Source organism: Luteimonas wenzhouensis (assembly GCF_007859305.1).
GTDB classification, from domain to species: domain Bacteria; phylum Pseudomonadota; class Gammaproteobacteria; order Xanthomonadales; family Xanthomonadaceae; genus Luteimonas; species Luteimonas wenzhouensis.
Genome location: NZ_VOHE01000003.1, coordinates 104,635 through 120,307, shown reverse-complemented (window position 1 = coordinate 120,307; position 15,673 = coordinate 104,635). Strand labels below are relative to the sequence as shown.

The following is a 15,673-nucleotide window of genomic DNA, read 5'->3' as shown; positions in this document are numbered from 1 at the left end:
CTCATGCCGCTGGCGGTACGCATGGTCGTCCTGGTGGCGTTCACGGCGGTGGGCGCGGCCGCGGCCACCGCCGGGCTCGCGGCGTGGATGCCGCCCTGGCCGGCGGCCCTGCTCGCTGCCGCCGGATGCGGCCTCCTGGCAGGGCTGGTGGTCCGGCGCACGTTCGTGCCGCTGCGCGGGCTGATCCGGGCGTTGACCGGCACCGTCGCCAGCTACCGCGACGGCGACTTCAGCTTCGGCATCTCCTGGGACCGCTACGGCGACCTGGTCGAACTGGTCAACGCGCACAACCAGCTCGGCCAGGCCCTGCGCGAGCAGCGGCTGTCGCTGGTGCAGCGCGAACTGCTGCTCGACACCATGGTCCAGAACACGCCGGTGGCGATGCTGCTGCTCGACCCCGGCCGGCGGGTGGTGCTGGGCAACCTGGCCGCGCGGCGGATGTTCGGCAATGGCCGGCAACTCGAGGGACGTGCCCTGGACGAACTGCTGGGCGAGGCGCCGGCCGCGGTGGGCGAAGCCTTCGCCCGCGGCGGCGACGGCATGTTCACCGTCGGCGACGAGGACCACGAGGAGATCTACCACCTCGCCCGGCGCATGTTCCGCCTCAACGGGCGCCCCCACGAACTGGTGCTGCTGCGGCAGATGACTGCCGAGCTGCGCCGCCAGGAGGTGCAGACCTGGAAGAAGGTGATCCGGGTGATCAGCCACGAACTGAACAACTCGCTGGCGCCGATCGCCTCGCTGGCGCACTCGGGCGCCGAACTGCTGCGCCGCGGCCAACTCGGGAAGCTGCCGCTGGCGCTGGCCACGATCGAGGAACGCACCCGCCACCTCGAGGGCTTCCTGCGCGACTACGCCCGCTTCGCCAAGCTGCCCGCGCCTCGCGACGAACCGGTGTCGCTGGCGCGGTTCATCGACAAGCTGCGCACCCAGGTGCCGTTCGCCATCGAGGGCGTGGTGCCCGACGAGGTGCTGCGCTTCGACCCGGCGCAGATGGAGCAGGCGATGCTCAACCTGCTCAAGAACGCGCACGAGTCGGGCTCGCCGCCGGAAGGGGTGTCGGTGGCGGTGCGGCGGATCGCCGACGGCTGGCGGATCGACGTGCTCGACCGCGGCGGCGGCATGAACGAGGCGGTGCTGTCCAACGCGCTGCTGCCCTTCTATTCGACCAAGCGCAGCGGCACCGGCCTGGGCCTGGCCCTGGCGCGCGAGATCGCCGAGGCCCACGGCGGCCGCATCGCCCTGCTCAACCGCAAGGACGGCGGCCTGTGCGTGTCGATGGTGTTGCCGGGCCAGGCGTAACCCTCCGCCTTCGCACCGCCGACGCCTGGACCAGGATGCGGCCCGCGGCGCCGTCCGGACTACGCGATACGGCATCAGGCCTTCTTTTCCGGGCGCTTCCACCCGTCGATCGTCGCCTGCCGCGCCCGGGCCACGGTGAGCTTGCCCGGGGGCGCATCGCGGCTGACCACCGAGCCGGCGCCGATGGTCGCGCCTTCGCCGACCGTGACCGGCGCCACCAGCGCGGTGTTGGAGCCGATGAAGGCACCGTCACCGATCGTGGTCGTGGCCTTGTTGACCCCGTCGTAGTTGCAGGTGATGGTGCCCGCGCCCACGTTGACCTTCGCCCCGACCACCGCGTCGCCCAGGTAGGTCAGGTGGTTGGCCTTGCTGCCCGCGCCCATGCGCGTGTTCTTGGCCTCGACGAAGTTGCCCACGTGCACGCCATCGGCCAGGACCGTGCCGGGGCGCAGGCGCGCGAACGGACCGATCTGGACCGCGCCTTCGGTGCGCGCGCCTTCCAGGTCGCAATGCGCCCGTACCTGGGTCCCGGCCGCGAGCACCACGTCCCTGAGCCGGGTGAAGGGACCGATGCGCACGCCGTCGCCCAGCTCCACCCGGCCCTCGAACACCACGTCGACGTCGATCTCGACGTCGCGCCCGACCACCACCTCGCCGCGGATGTCGATCCGCGCCGGATCGGCCACGCGCGCGCCCTGCAGGCACAGTGCGCGCACCGCGCGGCGCTGGAACGCGCGCTCGAGCTGGGCCAGCTGCCAGGGATCGTTGGCGCCCTCGGTTTCGCCCGGGTCGTCGACGATCACCAGTTCGGCCGCGGCGAAGTCGGCCGCGGCCATCGCGGCCACGTCGGTCAGGTAATACTCGCCCTGGGCGTTGTCGTTGGACAGGCGCGCCAGCCAGCCCTTGAGCGCGTCGGCGTCGGCGGCGATCACGCCAGTGTTGGCCAAGCGGATGGCGCGCTGCGCGTCGCTGGCGTCCTTCTCCTCGACCACCGCGGCCACGTTGCCCTCGGCATCGCGCACCACCCGCCCGTAGCCGGCCGGGTCGGCCAGCTCGGCGGCGAGCAGCGCCAGCCGGCCGCCCGCGCCCAGCAGCCGGCGCAGGGTGGCGACGGTGAGCAGCGGCGCATCGCCGTACATCACCAGCACCCGGGCCTCGTCCGGCACGCCCGGCATCGCCTGCTGCACCGCGTGGCCGGTGCCGAGCTGGCGCGCCTGCTCGGCCCAGGCCAGGTCGGCCTGGTCGGCGAACGCGGCGCGCACCTGGTCGCCGCCATGGCCGTACACCACGTGGATCCCGGCCGGCTGCAGCTCGCGCGCGGTGGCGATCACGTGCGCCAGCATCGGTCGCCCGGCGACCCGCTGCAGCACCTTGGGCAGCGAGGACTTCATCCGCTTGCCCTCGCCGGCGGCGAGGATCACGACGTGCAGGGGTCTGGCCATTGCGCTTCCATCGTTCCGGGTGCGTGGATTCTAAGCGGTGACGGAATCCGCGCGCCCGCGCGGCCGCCGGGCGGCGTGCCAATGCCGCGTTAACCCGGACGGCGCTAGGCTCGCGCGGATGGATTCCCGGACCACCCACCGGCCTGGAGCGCGGCCGTGACCCTGAGGCGCCAGGGCAGCCACTTCCTCGCGATCGGCGGCCTGCAGTGGCTGCTCGACTGGGGCGTGACGGTCTGGCTGTCGCACCTGGGCATGCTGATCCAGCCGGCCAATGTCACCGGCCGCGTCAGCGGCGCGATGCTGGGCTACTGGCTCAACGGCAAGTTCACCTTCGCCGGCGAGCACTCCGCGATGGGCCGGGTGCAGTTCCAACGCTTCGCCTTCCTCTGGCTGTGCACCACCGCCGCGAGCACGGTCGCGGTCGGCGCGGTGGACGACGTGCTCGGTCTTGAGTGGGCCTGGCTGGCCAAGCCGCTGGTCGAGATCGCGCTCGGGCTGGTGGGCTTCGTGCTGTCCCGGCACTGGATCTACCGGCGCTGAGGGCGTCGGGCCGTTGCGTCCAGGGGCACGGCCCCGACCCCCACGTCGCGCAACAGGATGGCCGCAAGCGCGGCGAGCGCCGACACCAGCGCCGCGCAGGCAAGGGTGGAGACGCTGAAGCCTTCGAGGAAGGCCTCGCGCGCGCGGTCGAGCAAGGAAGGAGGCAACCGGTCGGCGCGCGCAGTCGCCGCCGCCAGGCTGTCCAGCAGCGCGGCGCGCAGGTCGTCGGCCTCCCGGGACGGCAGGATCGTCCCGGCCATCTGCATCCGGTACACGGCATTGGACAGGCTGCCCACGAGGGCCACGCCGATGGCGATGCCCAGTTCCTGCGCGGTCTCCGAGAGCGCGGCGGCCGCGCCCGCCTGCTCCGGCCGGGCCGCGCCCACCACCAGGTCCGTTCCCAGGGCGGCGATCGTGCCCAGGCCCAGGTAGGAGAGCGCGAAACCGGCAACCACGAAGCTGGCCCCGCTCCCGGCGATCCCCATCAGCAGGTAGCCCGCGGCCGACAGGGCGAGCGATCCCGCCACCACCAGGCCCGGGCGCACGCGGCGGGCGAGGAGCGGCGCGCCGACGCCAGCGGCCACCATCGCCAGCGCCGGCGGACCCAGCCGGAGCCCCGCCTCCAGCGGCGCGAGCCCCGCGATCAGCTGCAGGTACTGGCTGACCAGCAGCATGGCGCCGGCGACCGCCACCAGTCCGAACACCAGCACCAGCAGGGCCGCGGAAAAGGTTCGATGGCCAAACAGCGACAGATCCAGCAGCGGGCTCGCAAGCCTGCGCTGGCGACGGACGAACGCTGCACCCAGTGCAAGGCCGACGAGCATCCAGGCCAGCGGCGCCCACCCCGGTCCGCCACGCCCGAGCTCCTTGATCCCGTATACCAGGGCCAGCATGGCCAGCAACGACTGGACGATCCCGGCCACGTCCGGCATCCGGCCGCGGGCGGCGCGGTACTCGGGGAGCAGGCGCGGCGCCGCCACCAGGACCAGCGCCGCGACCGGCACGGCGACGAGAAATGCAGCGCCCCACCAGAACCGCTGGAGCAGGAACCCGCCGAGGAGCGGGCCCAGCGCCATGCCGAGCGCGAACATGGTGGCCCAGATCCCGATGGCCAGCGCACGCTCGCGGGGAGCGGCGAACATGTTGCTGATCAATGCCAGGGCGGACGGCATCAGGGTGGCCCCGGCCACGCCCAGCGCCGCCCGTGCGAGGATCAGCATCGGCGCATTGGGCGAGAAGGCGGCCATCAGCGAAGCGGCCGCGAACGCCGCGGTGCCGACCATCAACAGACGCCGCCTGCCGACGTGATCGCCCAGCGCGCCCATCGCCACCAGGCACGCCGCGATCAGGAACCCGTAGGCGTCCATGATCCAGAGCGCCTGCACGCTGGTGGCTCCCAGCTCCACGGACAGCGCCGGGAGGGCCAGGTACAGGATGGTGACGTCCAGCCCCAACAGCAGGGTGGGCAAGGCAAGGACGGCCAGGCCAATCCACGCACGCCGTCCGGCCCGTGGCTCCGGCGCCGCCGCCGCATGCAGGACACACGATGACATGTCGACTTCCGCAGGTAAGGGGCCGACAGTTTTCCCGCACGTGGATAGGGTTACAATTTTGCTGTTTATCCTGTTACAAGGAGTGATATCGTGGCGCGCCGGAGCCTTGCCCGCCGACGCCCGGAGCTGTCGGCGTTCCTGCTTCGCCACCGCCGCCGGCTGACCCCAGCGGACGTGGGCCTGCCCCCGGGAGGACGCCGGCGCACGCCGGGCCTGCGGCGCGAAGAGGTGGCCGCCCTCGCCGGGGTGGGGCTCACCTGGTACACCTGGTTCGAGCAAGGACGCGATATCGGAGTGTCCGAGGATTTCCTGCTGCGCGTCGCCAGGGCGCTGCGCCTGGACGATGCCGAGTGTTGCCATCTCTTCCTGCTCGCGCACGGACGCGCGCCCCCGCCGGGAAGCTACGAGGCGCCGGCGCTGGATCCGCTCGTGCGGCAGCTGCTCGACGAGCTGCATGCGCGGCCCGCGCACCTGCTCGACCTGCGTTGGGACGTGCTGGCCTGGAACCGGCCTGCCGACGGCCTGTTCGGCTTCTCGGAACAGGCACCGGACGAGCGCAACCTGCTGCACATGGTGTTCGCCAGCCCCCGGCTGCGGCGACGACTGCCGGCGTGGGAGGAGGACGCGGCCGGCATGCTTGCCGAGTTCAAGCGCGACCATGCGCTGGCCCCCGACGACCCTGCCCTGCGCTCGCTGGTGGACGACCTGCAAAGGCTATCCCCGCGGTTCCGGCGATGGTGGAAGGAACTTCCGTCCGCCGCGCGTCCCCGGCGCGGGCTGACCTCGATCCTCGACGAGGAAGGCCATGCGTCGGATTTCCGCCACGCCACCCTGGTGGTCGACGAGTACCGGCCGGTGCGGATGGTGGTCTACTTCCGCGCCGCGGCTTCCGCCGGGGACACCGCCTGAAACGGAAAACGCCGGCACGGGGCCGGCGTTTCCGCGGATGCGGCGCGGGCGCCGCGCCTCAGTGCTTGAGGTTCTTGCGCAGGCGCTCGAGCGCCGAGAGCTGGGCCATGACCTCGGCCAGCTTCTGCTGCGCCTCGGCGACGTCCATCGCCTCGCCGCGGCCGGCCAGCACCCGCTCGGCCTCTTCCTTGGCCGCGCGCACCTTGGCCTCGTCGATCTCGTCGGCGCGGATCGCGGTGTCGGCCAGGATCGTCACCACCTGCGGCTGCACCTCGAGGATGCCGCCGCCGATCGCGAAGTCGAGCTGGCTGCCGTCGGGCCGGGTCACCACGACCTTGCCGGGCTTGAGCCGGGTGATCAGCGGCGCGTGGCGCGGCGCGATGCCGAGCTCGCCCATCTCGCCCGTGGCCACGACCAGGGTCGCTTCGCCCTGGAAGATCTCGGCTTCGGCGCTGACGATGTCGCAACGGATGGTGGACATGGTTTCCTCGCTACTCCAGGGGGATCCGGGGACCGGGCCTCATCAACGGCCCCGGCCCCGGGAAGGCCGCGGCCTCAGGCCGCGATCTTCTTCGCCTTCTCCACCGCCTCGTCGATGGTGCCGACCATGTAGAACGCCTGCTCCGGCAGGTGGTCGTAGTCGCCGTCGACGATGCCCTTGAAGCCGCGGATGGTCTCCTTGAGCGAGACGTACTTGCCCGGCGATCCGGTGAACACCTCGGCGACGTGGAACGGCTGCGAGAAGAAGCGCTCGATCTTGCGCGCGCGGGCCACGGCCAGCTTGTCGTCCTCCGACAGCTCGTCCATGCCCAGGATCGCGATGATGTCCTTGAGCTCCTTGTACTTCTGCAGCGTGGCCTGGACGCGGCGCGCGGTGTCGTAGTGCTCGTGGCCGATCACGTTCGGGTCGAGCTGGCGCGAGGTCGAATCCAGCGGGTCCACCGCCGGGTAGATGCCCAGCGCGGCGATGTTTCGCGACAGCACGACGGTGGCATCGAGGTGGGCGAAGGTGGTCGCCGGCGACGGGTCGGTCAGGTCGTCCGCGGGCACGTACACGGCCTGGATCGAGGTGATCGAACCGGTCTTGGTGGAGGTGATGCGTTCCTGCAGCACGCCCATTTCCTCGGCCAGGGTCGGCTGGTAGCCCACCGCCGACGGCATGCGGCCCAGCAGCGCGGACACCTCGGTACCGGCCAGGGTGTAGCGGTAGATGTTGTCCACGAACAGCAGCACGTCGCGGCCCTCGTCGCGGAAGTACTCGGCCATGGTCAGGCCGGTCAGCGCGACGCGCAGGCGGTTGCCGGGCGGCTCGTTCATCTGGCCGTACACCATCGCCACCTTCGACTTCTCCGGCTCGGCGGTGTTGACGACGCCCGACTCCTGCATCTCGTGGTAGAAGTCGTTGCCCTCGCGGGTGCGCTCGCCCACGCCGGCGAACACCGACAGGCCCGAGTGCTCGGTCGCGATGTTGTTGATCAGCTCCATCATGTTGACGGTCTTGCCCACGCCGGCGCCGCCGAACAGGCCGACCTTGCCGCCCTTGGCGAACGGGCACATCAGGTCGATCACCTTGATGCCGGTCTCGAGCAGTTCCGTGGTCGAGGACTGGTCCTCGTAGGACGGCGCCGGGCGGTGGATCTCCCAGGTGGTCTCGGACTTGACCGGGCCGGCCTCGTCGATCGGGTTGCCGAGCACGTCCATGATCCGGCCCAGGGTCCCGGGGCCGACCGGCACCGAGATCGCCCGGCCCGTGTTCACGGCGACCAGGTTGCGCTTGAGGCCGTCGGTGGAGCCAAGCGCGATCGCGCGCACCACCCCGTCGCCAAGCTGCTGCTGTACTTCCAGCGTGATGTCCGTGCCCTGCACCTTGAGCGCGTCGTACACCTTCGGCACTTCGCTGCGCGGGAACTCGACGTCGACCACGGCGCCGATGATCTGGACGATCTTGCCTTGTGAAACGGTGGCGTTCATGTCACTACTCGCTTGATTCGAAAACCGGATGTTCCGGAAAACCGCCGGGGCTTTCCGCAACCCCCGGAGGGGAAGCCCCGCGGGCGCGGCGCCCGCGGGACCGGGCTCAGACCGCCGCGGCGCCGCCCACGATCTCGGAGATCTCCTGGGTGATGGCGGCCTGGCGGGCCTTGTTGTAGATCAGGTTCAGGGTGTCGATGAGCTTGGTGGCGTTGTCGCTGGCCGCCTTCATCGCCACCATGCGCGCCGCGTGCTCGGACGCCACGTTCTCCATCACCGCCTGGTACACCAGCGACTCGATGTAGCGGGTGAGCACGTGGCTGAGCACGGCCTCGGCGTCGGGCTCGTAGATGTAATCCCAGTCGTGCTGGGCCACCGCCTCGGACGGCGGCAGCGGCAGCAGCTGGTCGAACGCCGCGCGCTGGGTCATGGTGTTGACGAAGTCGTTGTAGACCAGGAACACCTTGTCCACGTCGCCGGCGTCGTAGCCGTCGAGCATGACCTTGATCACGCCGACCAGCTGCTCCACCTGCGGCTGGTCGCCCAGGTGGGTGACGCTGGCTAGCATGCGCAGCTTCAGGCGGCGGAAGAACACCGTGGCCTTCTGGCCGATGGTGACCACGTCCACCTCGACGCCCGTCTCCTGCCACTGCCGGATCTCCACCAGCAGCTTGCGGAACAGGTTGTTGTTCAGGCCGCCGGCCAGGCCGCGGTCGGACGAGACGATGACGTAGCCGACGCGCTTGACTTCGGCGCGTTCGACCAGGTACGGGTGCCTGAACTCCGAGTTCGCCTGGGCCAGGTGGCCGATCAGCTGCCGCATCGCGCGCGCGTACGGGCGCGAGGCCTTCATCCGCTCCTGCGCCTTGCGGATCTTCGAGGCCGAGACCATCTCCAGCGCGCGCGTCACCTTGCGGGTGTTCTGCACGCTCTTGATCTTGGTCTTGATTTCCCGTCCACCAGCCATCTAGCTTGCTCCGCTCGCGGTGTTTCCTGCTCGGCCGTGCGCGGTTACCGATGAACCGCCCACGGACCCGTCACTCCACTCGTTCCGGCCGCCGTCGCCGGCGGCCCGTCCCACTGGCCTCGCGGCTCAGTAGGACCCGGTCTTCCTGAACTCCTCGATCCCGGCGCGGTACTCGGCCTCGATCTCGTTGTTCCAGTCGCCGCTGGCGTTGATCCGCTCCATCAGCTCGCCGCGGGTGTTGGCGAAGTGGGCGTGCAGCGCCTCTTCGAACGCCAGCACCTTGGCCACCGGCACGTCGTCGAGGTAGCCCTCGTTGACCGCGTAGATCGACAGCGCCTGGTTGGCGATCGACATCGGCTGGTACTGCTTCTGCTTCATCAGCTCGGTGACGCGCTGGCCGCGCTCGAGCTGCTTGCGGGTCGCTTCGTCCAGGTCCGAGGCGAACTGGGCGAACGCCGCCAGCTCGCGGTACTGGGCCAGGGCGATGCGGATGCCGCCCGACAGCTTCTTGATGATCTTGGTCTGCGCCGCGCCACCCACGCGCGACACCGAGATGCCGGCGTTCACCGCCGGGCGGATGCCGGCGTTGAACAGGTCGGTCTCGAGGAAGATCTGGCCGTCGGTGATCGAGATCACGTTGGTCGGCACGAACGCGGACACGTCGCCGGCCTGGGTCTCGATGATCGGCAGCGCGGTCAGCGAACCGGTCTTGCCCTTGACCTCGCCGTTGGTGAACTTCTCGACGTACTCGGCCGAAACGCGCGCGGCGCGCTCGAGCAGGCGGCTGTGCAGGTAGAACACGTCGCCCGGGTACGCCTCGCGGCCCGGCGGGCGGCGCAGCAGCAGCGAGATCTGGCGGTAGGCCACGGCCTGCTTGGACAGGTCGTCGTAGACGATCAGCGCGTCCTGGCCGCGGTCCATGAAGTACTCGCCCATGGTGCAGCCCGAGTACGCGGAGATGTACTGCATCGCGGCCGACTCGGACGCGGTGGCGGCGACCACAATGGTGTGCTCGAGCGCGCCGTTCTCCTCGAGGCGGCGCACGATGTTGGCGACGGTCGAGGCCTTCTGGCCGATCGCCACGTACACGCACTTGATGCCGGTGCCCTTCTGGTTGATCACCGTGTCGATCGCCATCGCGGTCTTGCCGGTCTGGCGGTCGCCGATGATCAGCTCGCGCTGGCCGCGGCCGATCGGGGTCATCGCGTCGACCGACTTGTAGCCGGTCTGGACCGGCTGGTCGACCGACTTGCGCCAGATCACGCCCGGGGCCACGCGCTCGACCGGGGCCGAGGTCCTGGCGTTGATCGGACCCTTGCCGTCGATCGGCTCGCCGAGCGCGTTCACCACGCGGCCGAGCAGCTCCGGACCGGTCGGCACCGACAGGATCTGGCCGGTGGTCTTGGCGGTGTCGCCCTCGCGCAGGTGCTCGTAGTCGCCGAGCACCACGGCGCCGACCGAGTCGCGCTCCAGGTTCAGCGCCAGGGCGTAGGTCGGGGTGCCGTCGCCCGCGGACGGGAGCTCGATCATCTCGCCCTGCATCGCGTCGGCGAGGCCGTAGATGCGCACGATGCCGTCGGCCACCGAGGTGACGACGCCTTCGTTGCGCGCCTCCGCGGACAGCTTGACCTTCTCGATGCGGGTCTTGATCAGCTCGCTGATTTCGGACGGGTTGAGCGTGGTGGTTGCCATTGCTTTGCTTCCTGGTCGTATGCCGCGGGCGCGGCATTCGGATTTCGGTTGTGTCGTGATGGGTGCTTCGTGTCCGGGGTCCGTGACCGGCGGGCGGTCAGGCCGTTCCCCGGATCACGAGCGCCTGCTCACGGCTCACGCTTCATTGCGCCAACGCCGCCTGCAGCCGCGCCAGCTTGCCGCGCAGCGAGCCGTCGATGACCACGTCGCCGGCGGCGATGACCGCGCCGCCGATCAGGGCCTCGTCGACCGAGGTCTCGAGCTCGACCTCGCGGCCGAAGCGCTTGCGCAGCGCCGCCCTGATCGAGTCCAGCTCGGCCTCGGGCAGCGCCGTGGCCGATGTGACCTGGACCTTCACCACCTGCTCGGCGTCCGCGCGCAGCCCCGCGTACAGCCCCGCGATTTCGGGCAGCAGCCCGATCCGGCGGTTGTCGGCCAGCAGCGAGAGGAAGTCGTTGAACGACGCCGGCGCGGCCTCGGGCGCGAGCAGCGCGACCGCCTGCTCGCGGGTCAGGGCCGGATGACCCAGCACCTGGGAAGCCTGCGGGTCGGCGGCGATGCGGGCCGCGAAGTCGAGCGCCGCGGACCACTCCGCGAGCGCGCCGGCGTCCTTCGCGATCAGGAACGCGGCGCGGGCGTAGGGCCTGGCGAGGGTCAGTGCCTGGCTCATCGATCAGGCCGCCTTGTCGGCCAGCTGCGCGGCGAGCTCGTCGAGCAGCGCCTTGTGCGCCTCAGCGTTGATCTCGCGGCGCAGCAGCTTCTCGGCGCCGGCCACGGCCAGCGACGAGACCTGGCGGCGCAGGTCCTCGCGGGCGCGGTTGGCGGACGCCTCTATCTCGGCTTCCACCAGCGCCTTCTGGCGCTGTGCCTCGGCGATCGCCTCGGCCTTGGCGGCATCGATGATCTGGTTCGCGCGCTGGTGCGCCTGCTCGATGATCTCGTTGGCCTTGGCGCGGGCCGCCTTGAGCTCCTCGGCGACCTTCTCCTCGGCCTGGGCGAGGTTCTTCTGGGCATTGTCGGCCGCGGCCAGGCCCTCGGCGATCTTCTGCTGGCGCTCCTCGATCGCCCGCATCAGCGGCGGCCAGATGAACTTCCAGGTGAACCAGATCAGGATCGCGAACGCGAGGCCTTGACCCAGGAATGTGGCGTTGAATTGCATCGTGATGCTCCGCGATTGGCGCACGGGCGCGCGAGCGCGCCCGACCCTGGCCGCGCGCCGTCAGCCGGGCGCGCGGCCGGCGACCCGTGTCAGGCCGCCTGCAGGGCGCTCAGCAGCGGGTTGGCGAACGCGAAGAACAGCGCGATCGCCAGGCCGATGATGAACGCCGCGTCGATCAGGCCGGCGAGCAGGAACATGCGGCCCGACAGCATCGGCACCAGCTCCGGCTGGCGCGCGGCACTCTCGAGGAACTTCGAGCCCATGATGCCGATGCCGACGCAGGCGCCGAGCGCGCCGAGGCCGATGATGATGCCGATCGCAAGCGCGGTGTTGCCCTGGACGGCGGCGATGAGAGCGGAGAGTTCCATGGTGGGTTCCTCGGGTGGATCTACTAGGGTGAAGGGAAAAGGATGCGGTCGCCCGGCCCGGTCAGTGCGACTCGGCCGACATCGAGAAGTACACGACCGACAGGATCATGAAGATGAAGGCCTGGAGCGTGATGACCAGGATATGGAAGATCGACCAGGCCGCGCCGGCCAGCACCGCGCCGATGAAGGCGAGCACGCCACCGGCCTTCGCCGCCAGGCCCGCTTCCAGGATCATGTTTCCGCCGGCCGCGCCGAGCAGCGCGATCAGCAGGAACACCAGCTCGCCGGCGTACATGTTGCCGAACAGTCGCATCGCCAGGCTGACCGGCTTGGACAGGTACTCGATGATGTTCAGGGCGAGGTTGAACGGCGCCAGCACGACCTTCATCACCCCGCTGCCGTGGAACGGCGCGGTGAGCAGCTCCTTGCCGAAGCCGCCCACGCCCTTGGAGCCGATCGCGAAGGCGAACATCAGCAGCAGCACGGCGAGCGCCATGGCCGAGGTGATGTTCAGGTCGGTGGTGGGGACGACCCGGAAGTACTCCAGGCCCAGGGCCGAGGTGAGCGCGGGGAAGAAGTCCACCGGCACCATCTTCAGCGCGTTCATCATGAACACCCACATGAAGATCGTCAGCGCCACCGGCGCGACGAAGCTGCGGTTGCCGTGGAACACGTCCTTGACCTGGGTGTCGATGAAGCCGACCGCCATCTCGATGAACGCCTGGAACTTCGAGGGCACCCCGGACGTGGCGCGGCGGGCCATCAACCAGAAGGTGCCCATCGTCAGCACGCCGACGAGCACCGAGACCAGCAGGCTGTCGACGTTGACGGTCCAGAACGCGCCGTCGCCGATCGAGATTTGCCAGTGCTTGAGGTGATGGGTGACGTATTCGCTGGGGCTTTCGCCGGCAGCGCGGAGGAGATCACGGATCATCGAAGCAACCAGGGCAAGCCAATCATGGAGACCAGGAGGGCCACCAGCGCCCCACCCAGCACGAATCCCGCAGGCAGGCCGGCGCCACCCATCGCCAGGACGAGCCCGGCGCCGACCACCAGCCACTTGAGCCCGGTACCCACCAGCAGACGCATGAACATGCGTCCTGCGGGGGCCACCGGCGCGCGTCCTGCGGTGCGCCAGGCGAAGACCGCGGACCCCGCGGCGACCACCGTCGCACCCATCAGAAAGGCCGCCGCGGGCGAACCCCCGGCGACCGTCGCCAGCACCCCCGCGCCGGTCAGTCCCGCCACACCCTGGGCCATCGGCAGCCGCAGGGCGGCGCGACGGGCCGGATCGGATCGGGATGTACCTGGCTCGAGCTGCTGCAAAGCCGAAAAATTATAGCAGTGGCGGGCTTCTGGCGGCAACCTTGTGCGGCGCACAATCGACCGGGCGCCCGCGGGCCGGGAACCTTTCGGGCCGGCGCGGGTCAGCAGGACGGGGCCCGCCCGCTTTCCTCGTCGGTCCGGCGCGTGCCCCCAGGAAGCCCCGGGCAACCGGGGCTTTCGCCTGTCCGGGCCGCGCGGCGGCTCAGGCCTTCTTCTTGCGCGGCAGGTACAGGTCGGTGATGGTGCCGTCGTAGACCTCGGCCGCCATCGCCACCGACTCGCTCAGGGTCGGGTGCGGATGGATGGTGTGGCCGATGTCCTCGACCTCGCAGCCCATCTCGATCGCCAGCGCCGCCTCGGCGATCAGCTCGCCGGCGTGCACGCCGACGATCCCGGCGCCGATGACCCGGCGGGTCGCCTCGTCGAACACCAGCTTGGTGAAGCCCTCGGTGCGCGACAGGCCGATGGCCCGGCCCGACGCCGCCCACGGGAACTTGCCCACGCCGACCTTGAGCCCCTTGGCCCTGGCCTCGGCCTCGGTCACGCCGACCCACGCGATCTCGGGGTCGGTGTAGGCCACCGACGGGATCACCCGCGCCACCCACTCCTTCTTGTGGCCGGCCGCGACTTCCGCCGCCAGCTTGCCCTCGTGGGTCGCCTTGTGCGCCAGCATCGGCTGGCCGACGATGTCGCCGATGGCGAAGATGTGCGGCACGTTGGTGCGCATCTGCGCGTCGACCTCGATGAACCCGCGCTCGGTGACGCGCACGCCGGCCTTTTCGGCATCGATCCTGTTCCCGTTCGGCGCGCGGCCGACGGCGACCAGGACGCGGTCGTAGAGCTTGCCGTCCGGGATGTTGTCGCCGTCGAAGGTGACCTCGATGCCCTTCTTGCCGGCCCTGGCCTCGACCACCCTGGTCCTGAGGTGGGTCGACACGCCCTGCTTCTTCAGCCGGTCGGCGAGCGGCTTGACCAGATCGCTGTCGGCGCCCGGGATCAGCTGGTCGGCCAGTTCGACCACGGTCACCTCGCTGCCGAGGCCGCGGTAGACCGTCGCCATCTCCAGGCCGATGATGCCGCCGCCGACCACCAGCAGCTTCTTCGGCGCATCGGCCAGCGCCAGCGCAGCGGTGGAATCCATGATCCGCGGGTCGTCCCACGGGAAGCCCGGCAGCTTCAACGCCTGCGAACCGGCGGCGATGATGCACTGGCCGAAGCGCAGCAGCTGCACCTTGCCGTCGTCGCCCGCGACCTCGATTTCATTGGCCGAGACGAACTTGCCGGTGCCCTGCAGCACGCGCACCTTGCGCTGCCTGGCCATCCCGGCCAGGCCCTTGGTGAGCTGGCCGACGACCTTGTCCTTGTAGCCGCGCAGCGTATCGAGGTTGATCTTCGGCTTGCCGAACTCGACGCCGAACTCACCGGCGTGCGCGGCCTGCTCGATCACGTCGGCGGCATGCAGCAGCGCCTTGGAGGGAATGCAGCCGACGTTGAGGCAGACGCCGCCCAGGGCCGGGTAGCGCTCGATGAGCACGGTGTCCAGGCCGAGGTCGGCAGCGCGGAACGCGGCGGTGTAGCCGCCCGGGCCGGCGCCGAGCACCACCACCGCGCATTCGACGTCGGCCTTGCGCCCGCTGGCGGCCGCCGCCTGCGGCGCCGGCCCGGCCGGGGCGCGATGCGAGGGCGCGACCGGCGGCTTGCTGCCCGGGGCGACCTTCTGGCTGGCCGGCACCGGACCGGCGGACGCGGCGCCTTCGGCCTCGATCAGCGCCACCACCGAGCCCTCCGACAGCGTGTCGCCGACCTGGACCTTCAGCTCCTTCACCACGCCGGCATGCGAGGACGGCACTTCCATCGTCGCCTTGTCCGACTCCAGCGTGACCAGGCCCTGGTCCTTCGACACCGTGTCGCCGACCGCGACCAGCACCTCGATCACCGGCACGTCTTCGTAGCCGCCGATGTCGGGCACCTTCGCCTCGACCACGCCGCCGCCCGCGGAAGCGCCCCCTGCTCCGCCCGCGGGGGGCGACGAGGCGCGCTCATGGCTCATCGACCCACGCGCCGATGAACGCCCGTCGGCCGCGCCGACCGGCCGGGCGGGCTGGGGCGAGGAAGCGCCGCCCGCGTCGGCCTGTCCCGCGGCCGCATGAGGCGACCCGGCACCCTCGGCCTCCAGCACCACGACCACGCTGCCCTCGGACACCGTGTCGCCGACCTTGACCTTCAGTTCCTTCACCACGCCGGCGTGCGAGGACGGCACCTCCATCGTCGCCTTGTCCGACTCCAGCGTGACCAGGCCCTGGTCCTTCGACACCATGTCGCCGACCGCGACCAGCACCTCGATCACCGGCACGTCTTCGTAGCCGCCGATGTCGGGCACCTTCACTTCAACCGTGTTCGCCATGCTCTGTTCCTCGGGTCGGGCGGGCCGCGGCCCACCGCAT

General features: G+C 70.5%; 15 protein-coding genes. 3 read left to right on the top strand and 12 right to left on the bottom strand.

Features of this window, described 5'->3' with window-relative positions:
• Positions 1 to 3 precede the first annotated feature (3 nt).
• Positions 4 to 1,302 carry a sensor histidine kinase gene (locus FQY79_RS06895; protein WP_146312516.1) on the top strand — a complete coding sequence of 433 codons (1,299 nt, stop codon included), beginning with the start codon at positions 4 to 6 and terminating at the stop codon, positions 1,300 to 1,302.
• A 74-nt stretch (positions 1,303 to 1,376) separates the two neighbouring features.
• Here FQY79_RS06895 and glmU read toward each other — a convergent pair whose 3' ends face one another.
• The gene (glmU, locus tag FQY79_RS06890; protein WP_146312098.1) at positions 1,377 to 2,744 is read right to left on the bottom strand and encodes a bifunctional UDP-N-acetylglucosamine diphosphorylase/glucosamine-1-phosphate N-acetyltransferase GlmU; all 1,368 of its coding nucleotides are present in this window, start codon (positions 2,742 to 2,744) and stop codon (positions 1,377 to 1,379) included.
• A gap of 156 nt (positions 2,745 to 2,900) precedes the next feature.
• On the opposite strand from glmU, the gene FQY79_RS06885 reads away from it, so the two are divergent.
• A complete protein-coding gene (locus FQY79_RS06885; protein WP_146312096.1) occupies positions 2,901 to 3,284 on the top strand; it encodes a GtrA family protein in 384 nt (127 codons plus the stop codon).
• On the opposite strand, the gene FQY79_RS06880 is transcribed toward FQY79_RS06885, so the two are convergent.
• Entirely contained in the window at positions 3,272 to 4,753 is a 1,482-nt protein-coding gene (locus tag FQY79_RS06880; protein ID WP_222434252.1) for an MFS transporter, read from the bottom strand. The genes FQY79_RS06885 and FQY79_RS06880 overlap by 13 nt on opposite strands.
• Before the next feature lie 174 nt (positions 4,754 to 4,927).
• Here FQY79_RS06880 and FQY79_RS06875 point away from each other — a divergent pair, with 174 nt between their 5' ends.
• Positions 4,928 to 5,746 (top strand): helix-turn-helix transcriptional regulator, encoded by an 819-nt coding sequence (locus FQY79_RS06875; protein WP_146312093.1) that lies wholly within the window; start codon positions 4,928 to 4,930, stop codon positions 5,744 to 5,746.
• A 58-nt stretch (positions 5,747 to 5,804) separates the two neighbouring features.
• On the opposite strand, the gene FQY79_RS06870 is transcribed toward FQY79_RS06875, so the two are convergent.
• The 10 genes from FQY79_RS06870 to lpdA form a co-directional block, all read right to left on the bottom strand.
• On the bottom strand, positions 5,805 to 6,227 hold the full coding sequence (locus FQY79_RS06870; RefSeq protein WP_146312091.1) for a F0F1 ATP synthase subunit epsilon: 423 nt from the start codon (positions 6,225 to 6,227) through the stop codon (positions 5,805 to 5,807).
• 74 nt (positions 6,228 to 6,301) lie between these two features.
• Positions 6,302 to 7,717 carry a F0F1 ATP synthase subunit beta gene (atpD, locus tag FQY79_RS06865; protein ID WP_146312089.1) on the bottom strand — a complete coding sequence of 472 codons (1,416 nt, stop codon included), beginning with the start codon at positions 7,715 to 7,717 and terminating at the stop codon, positions 6,302 to 6,304.
• 106 nt (positions 7,718 to 7,823) lie between these two features.
• Positions 7,824 to 8,684 carry a F0F1 ATP synthase subunit gamma gene (gene atpG, locus FQY79_RS06860; protein WP_146312087.1) on the bottom strand — a complete coding sequence of 287 codons (861 nt, stop codon included), beginning with the start codon at positions 8,682 to 8,684 and terminating at the stop codon, positions 7,824 to 7,826.
• A gap of 126 nt (positions 8,685 to 8,810) precedes the next feature.
• Positions 8,811 to 10,376 carry a F0F1 ATP synthase subunit alpha gene (gene atpA, locus FQY79_RS06855; protein WP_146312086.1) on the bottom strand — a complete coding sequence of 522 codons (1,566 nt, stop codon included), beginning with the start codon at positions 10,374 to 10,376 and terminating at the stop codon, positions 8,811 to 8,813.
• Between the two features lie 142 nt (positions 10,377 to 10,518).
• Positions 10,519 to 11,046: a F0F1 ATP synthase subunit delta gene (locus FQY79_RS06850; RefSeq protein WP_146312083.1), complete on the bottom strand. Its 528-nt coding sequence runs from the start codon at positions 11,044 to 11,046 to the stop codon at positions 10,519 to 10,521.
• Positions 11,047 to 11,049: 3 nt separating this feature from the next.
• A complete protein-coding gene (locus FQY79_RS06845) occupies positions 11,050 to 11,535 on the bottom strand; it encodes a F0F1 ATP synthase subunit B (RefSeq protein WP_146312081.1) in 486 nt (161 codons plus the stop codon).
• 89 nt (positions 11,536 to 11,624) lie between these two features.
• Positions 11,625 to 11,903: a F0F1 ATP synthase subunit C gene (gene atpE, locus FQY79_RS06840; protein WP_146312079.1), complete on the bottom strand. Its 279-nt coding sequence runs from the start codon at positions 11,901 to 11,903 to the stop codon at positions 11,625 to 11,627.
• Between the two features lie 61 nt (positions 11,904 to 11,964).
• Complete coding sequence (gene atpB / locus FQY79_RS06835) at positions 11,965 to 12,837, bottom strand: F0F1 ATP synthase subunit A (protein WP_146312077.1); 873 nt, start codon at positions 12,835 to 12,837, stop codon at positions 11,965 to 11,967.
• The gene (locus FQY79_RS06830) at positions 12,834 to 13,229 is read right to left on the bottom strand and encodes a hypothetical protein (protein ID WP_146312075.1); all 396 of its coding nucleotides are present in this window, start codon (positions 13,227 to 13,229) and stop codon (positions 12,834 to 12,836) included. Before FQY79_RS06830 ends, atpB begins: the two co-directional genes overlap by 4 nt.
• Positions 13,230 to 13,431: 202 nt before the next feature.
• Positions 13,432 to 15,633, bottom strand: coding sequence for a dihydrolipoyl dehydrogenase (lpdA, locus tag FQY79_RS06825; RefSeq protein ID WP_146312073.1), 2,202 nt, complete (start codon positions 15,631 to 15,633; stop codon positions 13,432 to 13,434).
• Positions 15,634 to 15,673 lie beyond the last annotated feature (40 nt).

What these genes read in the sequence shown, in the direction of transcription:
- atpB (WP_146312077.1), bottom strand. Translation starts at nt 12,837, where the DNA reads ATGATCCGTGATCTCCTCCGCGCTGCCGGCGAAAGCCCCAGCGAATAC.
- glmU (WP_146312098.1), bottom strand. Translation starts at nt 2,744, where the DNA reads ATGGCCAGACCCCTGCACGTCGTGATCCTCGCCGCCGGCGAGGGCAAG.
- lpdA (WP_146312073.1), bottom strand. Translation starts at nt 15,633, where the DNA reads ATGGCGAACACGGTTGAAGTGAAGGTGCCCGACATCGGCGGCTACGAA.
- FQY79_RS06870 (WP_146312091.1), bottom strand. Translation starts at nt 6,227, where the DNA reads ATGTCCACCATCCGTTGCGACATCGTCAGCGCCGAAGCCGAGATCTTC.
- atpD (WP_146312089.1), bottom strand. Translation starts at nt 7,717, where the DNA reads ATGAACGCCACCGTTTCACAAGGCAAGATCGTCCAGATCATCGGCGCC.
- FQY79_RS06850 (WP_146312083.1), bottom strand. Translation starts at nt 11,046, where the DNA reads ATGAGCCAGGCACTGACCCTCGCCAGGCCCTACGCCCGCGCCGCGTTC.
- atpA (WP_146312086.1), bottom strand. Translation starts at nt 10,376, where the DNA reads ATGGCAACCACCACGCTCAACCCGTCCGAAATCAGCGAGCTGATCAAG.
- FQY79_RS06845 (WP_146312081.1), bottom strand. Translation starts at nt 11,535, where the DNA reads ATGCAATTCAACGCCACATTCCTGGGTCAAGGCCTCGCGTTCGCGATC.
- atpE (WP_146312079.1), bottom strand. Translation starts at nt 11,903, where the DNA reads ATGGAACTCTCCGCTCTCATCGCCGCCGTCCAGGGCAACACCGCGCTT.
- atpG (WP_146312087.1), bottom strand. Translation starts at nt 8,684, where the DNA reads ATGGCTGGTGGACGGGAAATCAAGACCAAGATCAAGAGCGTGCAGAAC.
- FQY79_RS06895 (WP_146312516.1), top strand. Translation starts at nt 4, where the DNA reads ATGCCGCTGGCGGTACGCATGGTCGTCCTGGTGGCGTTCACGGCGGTG.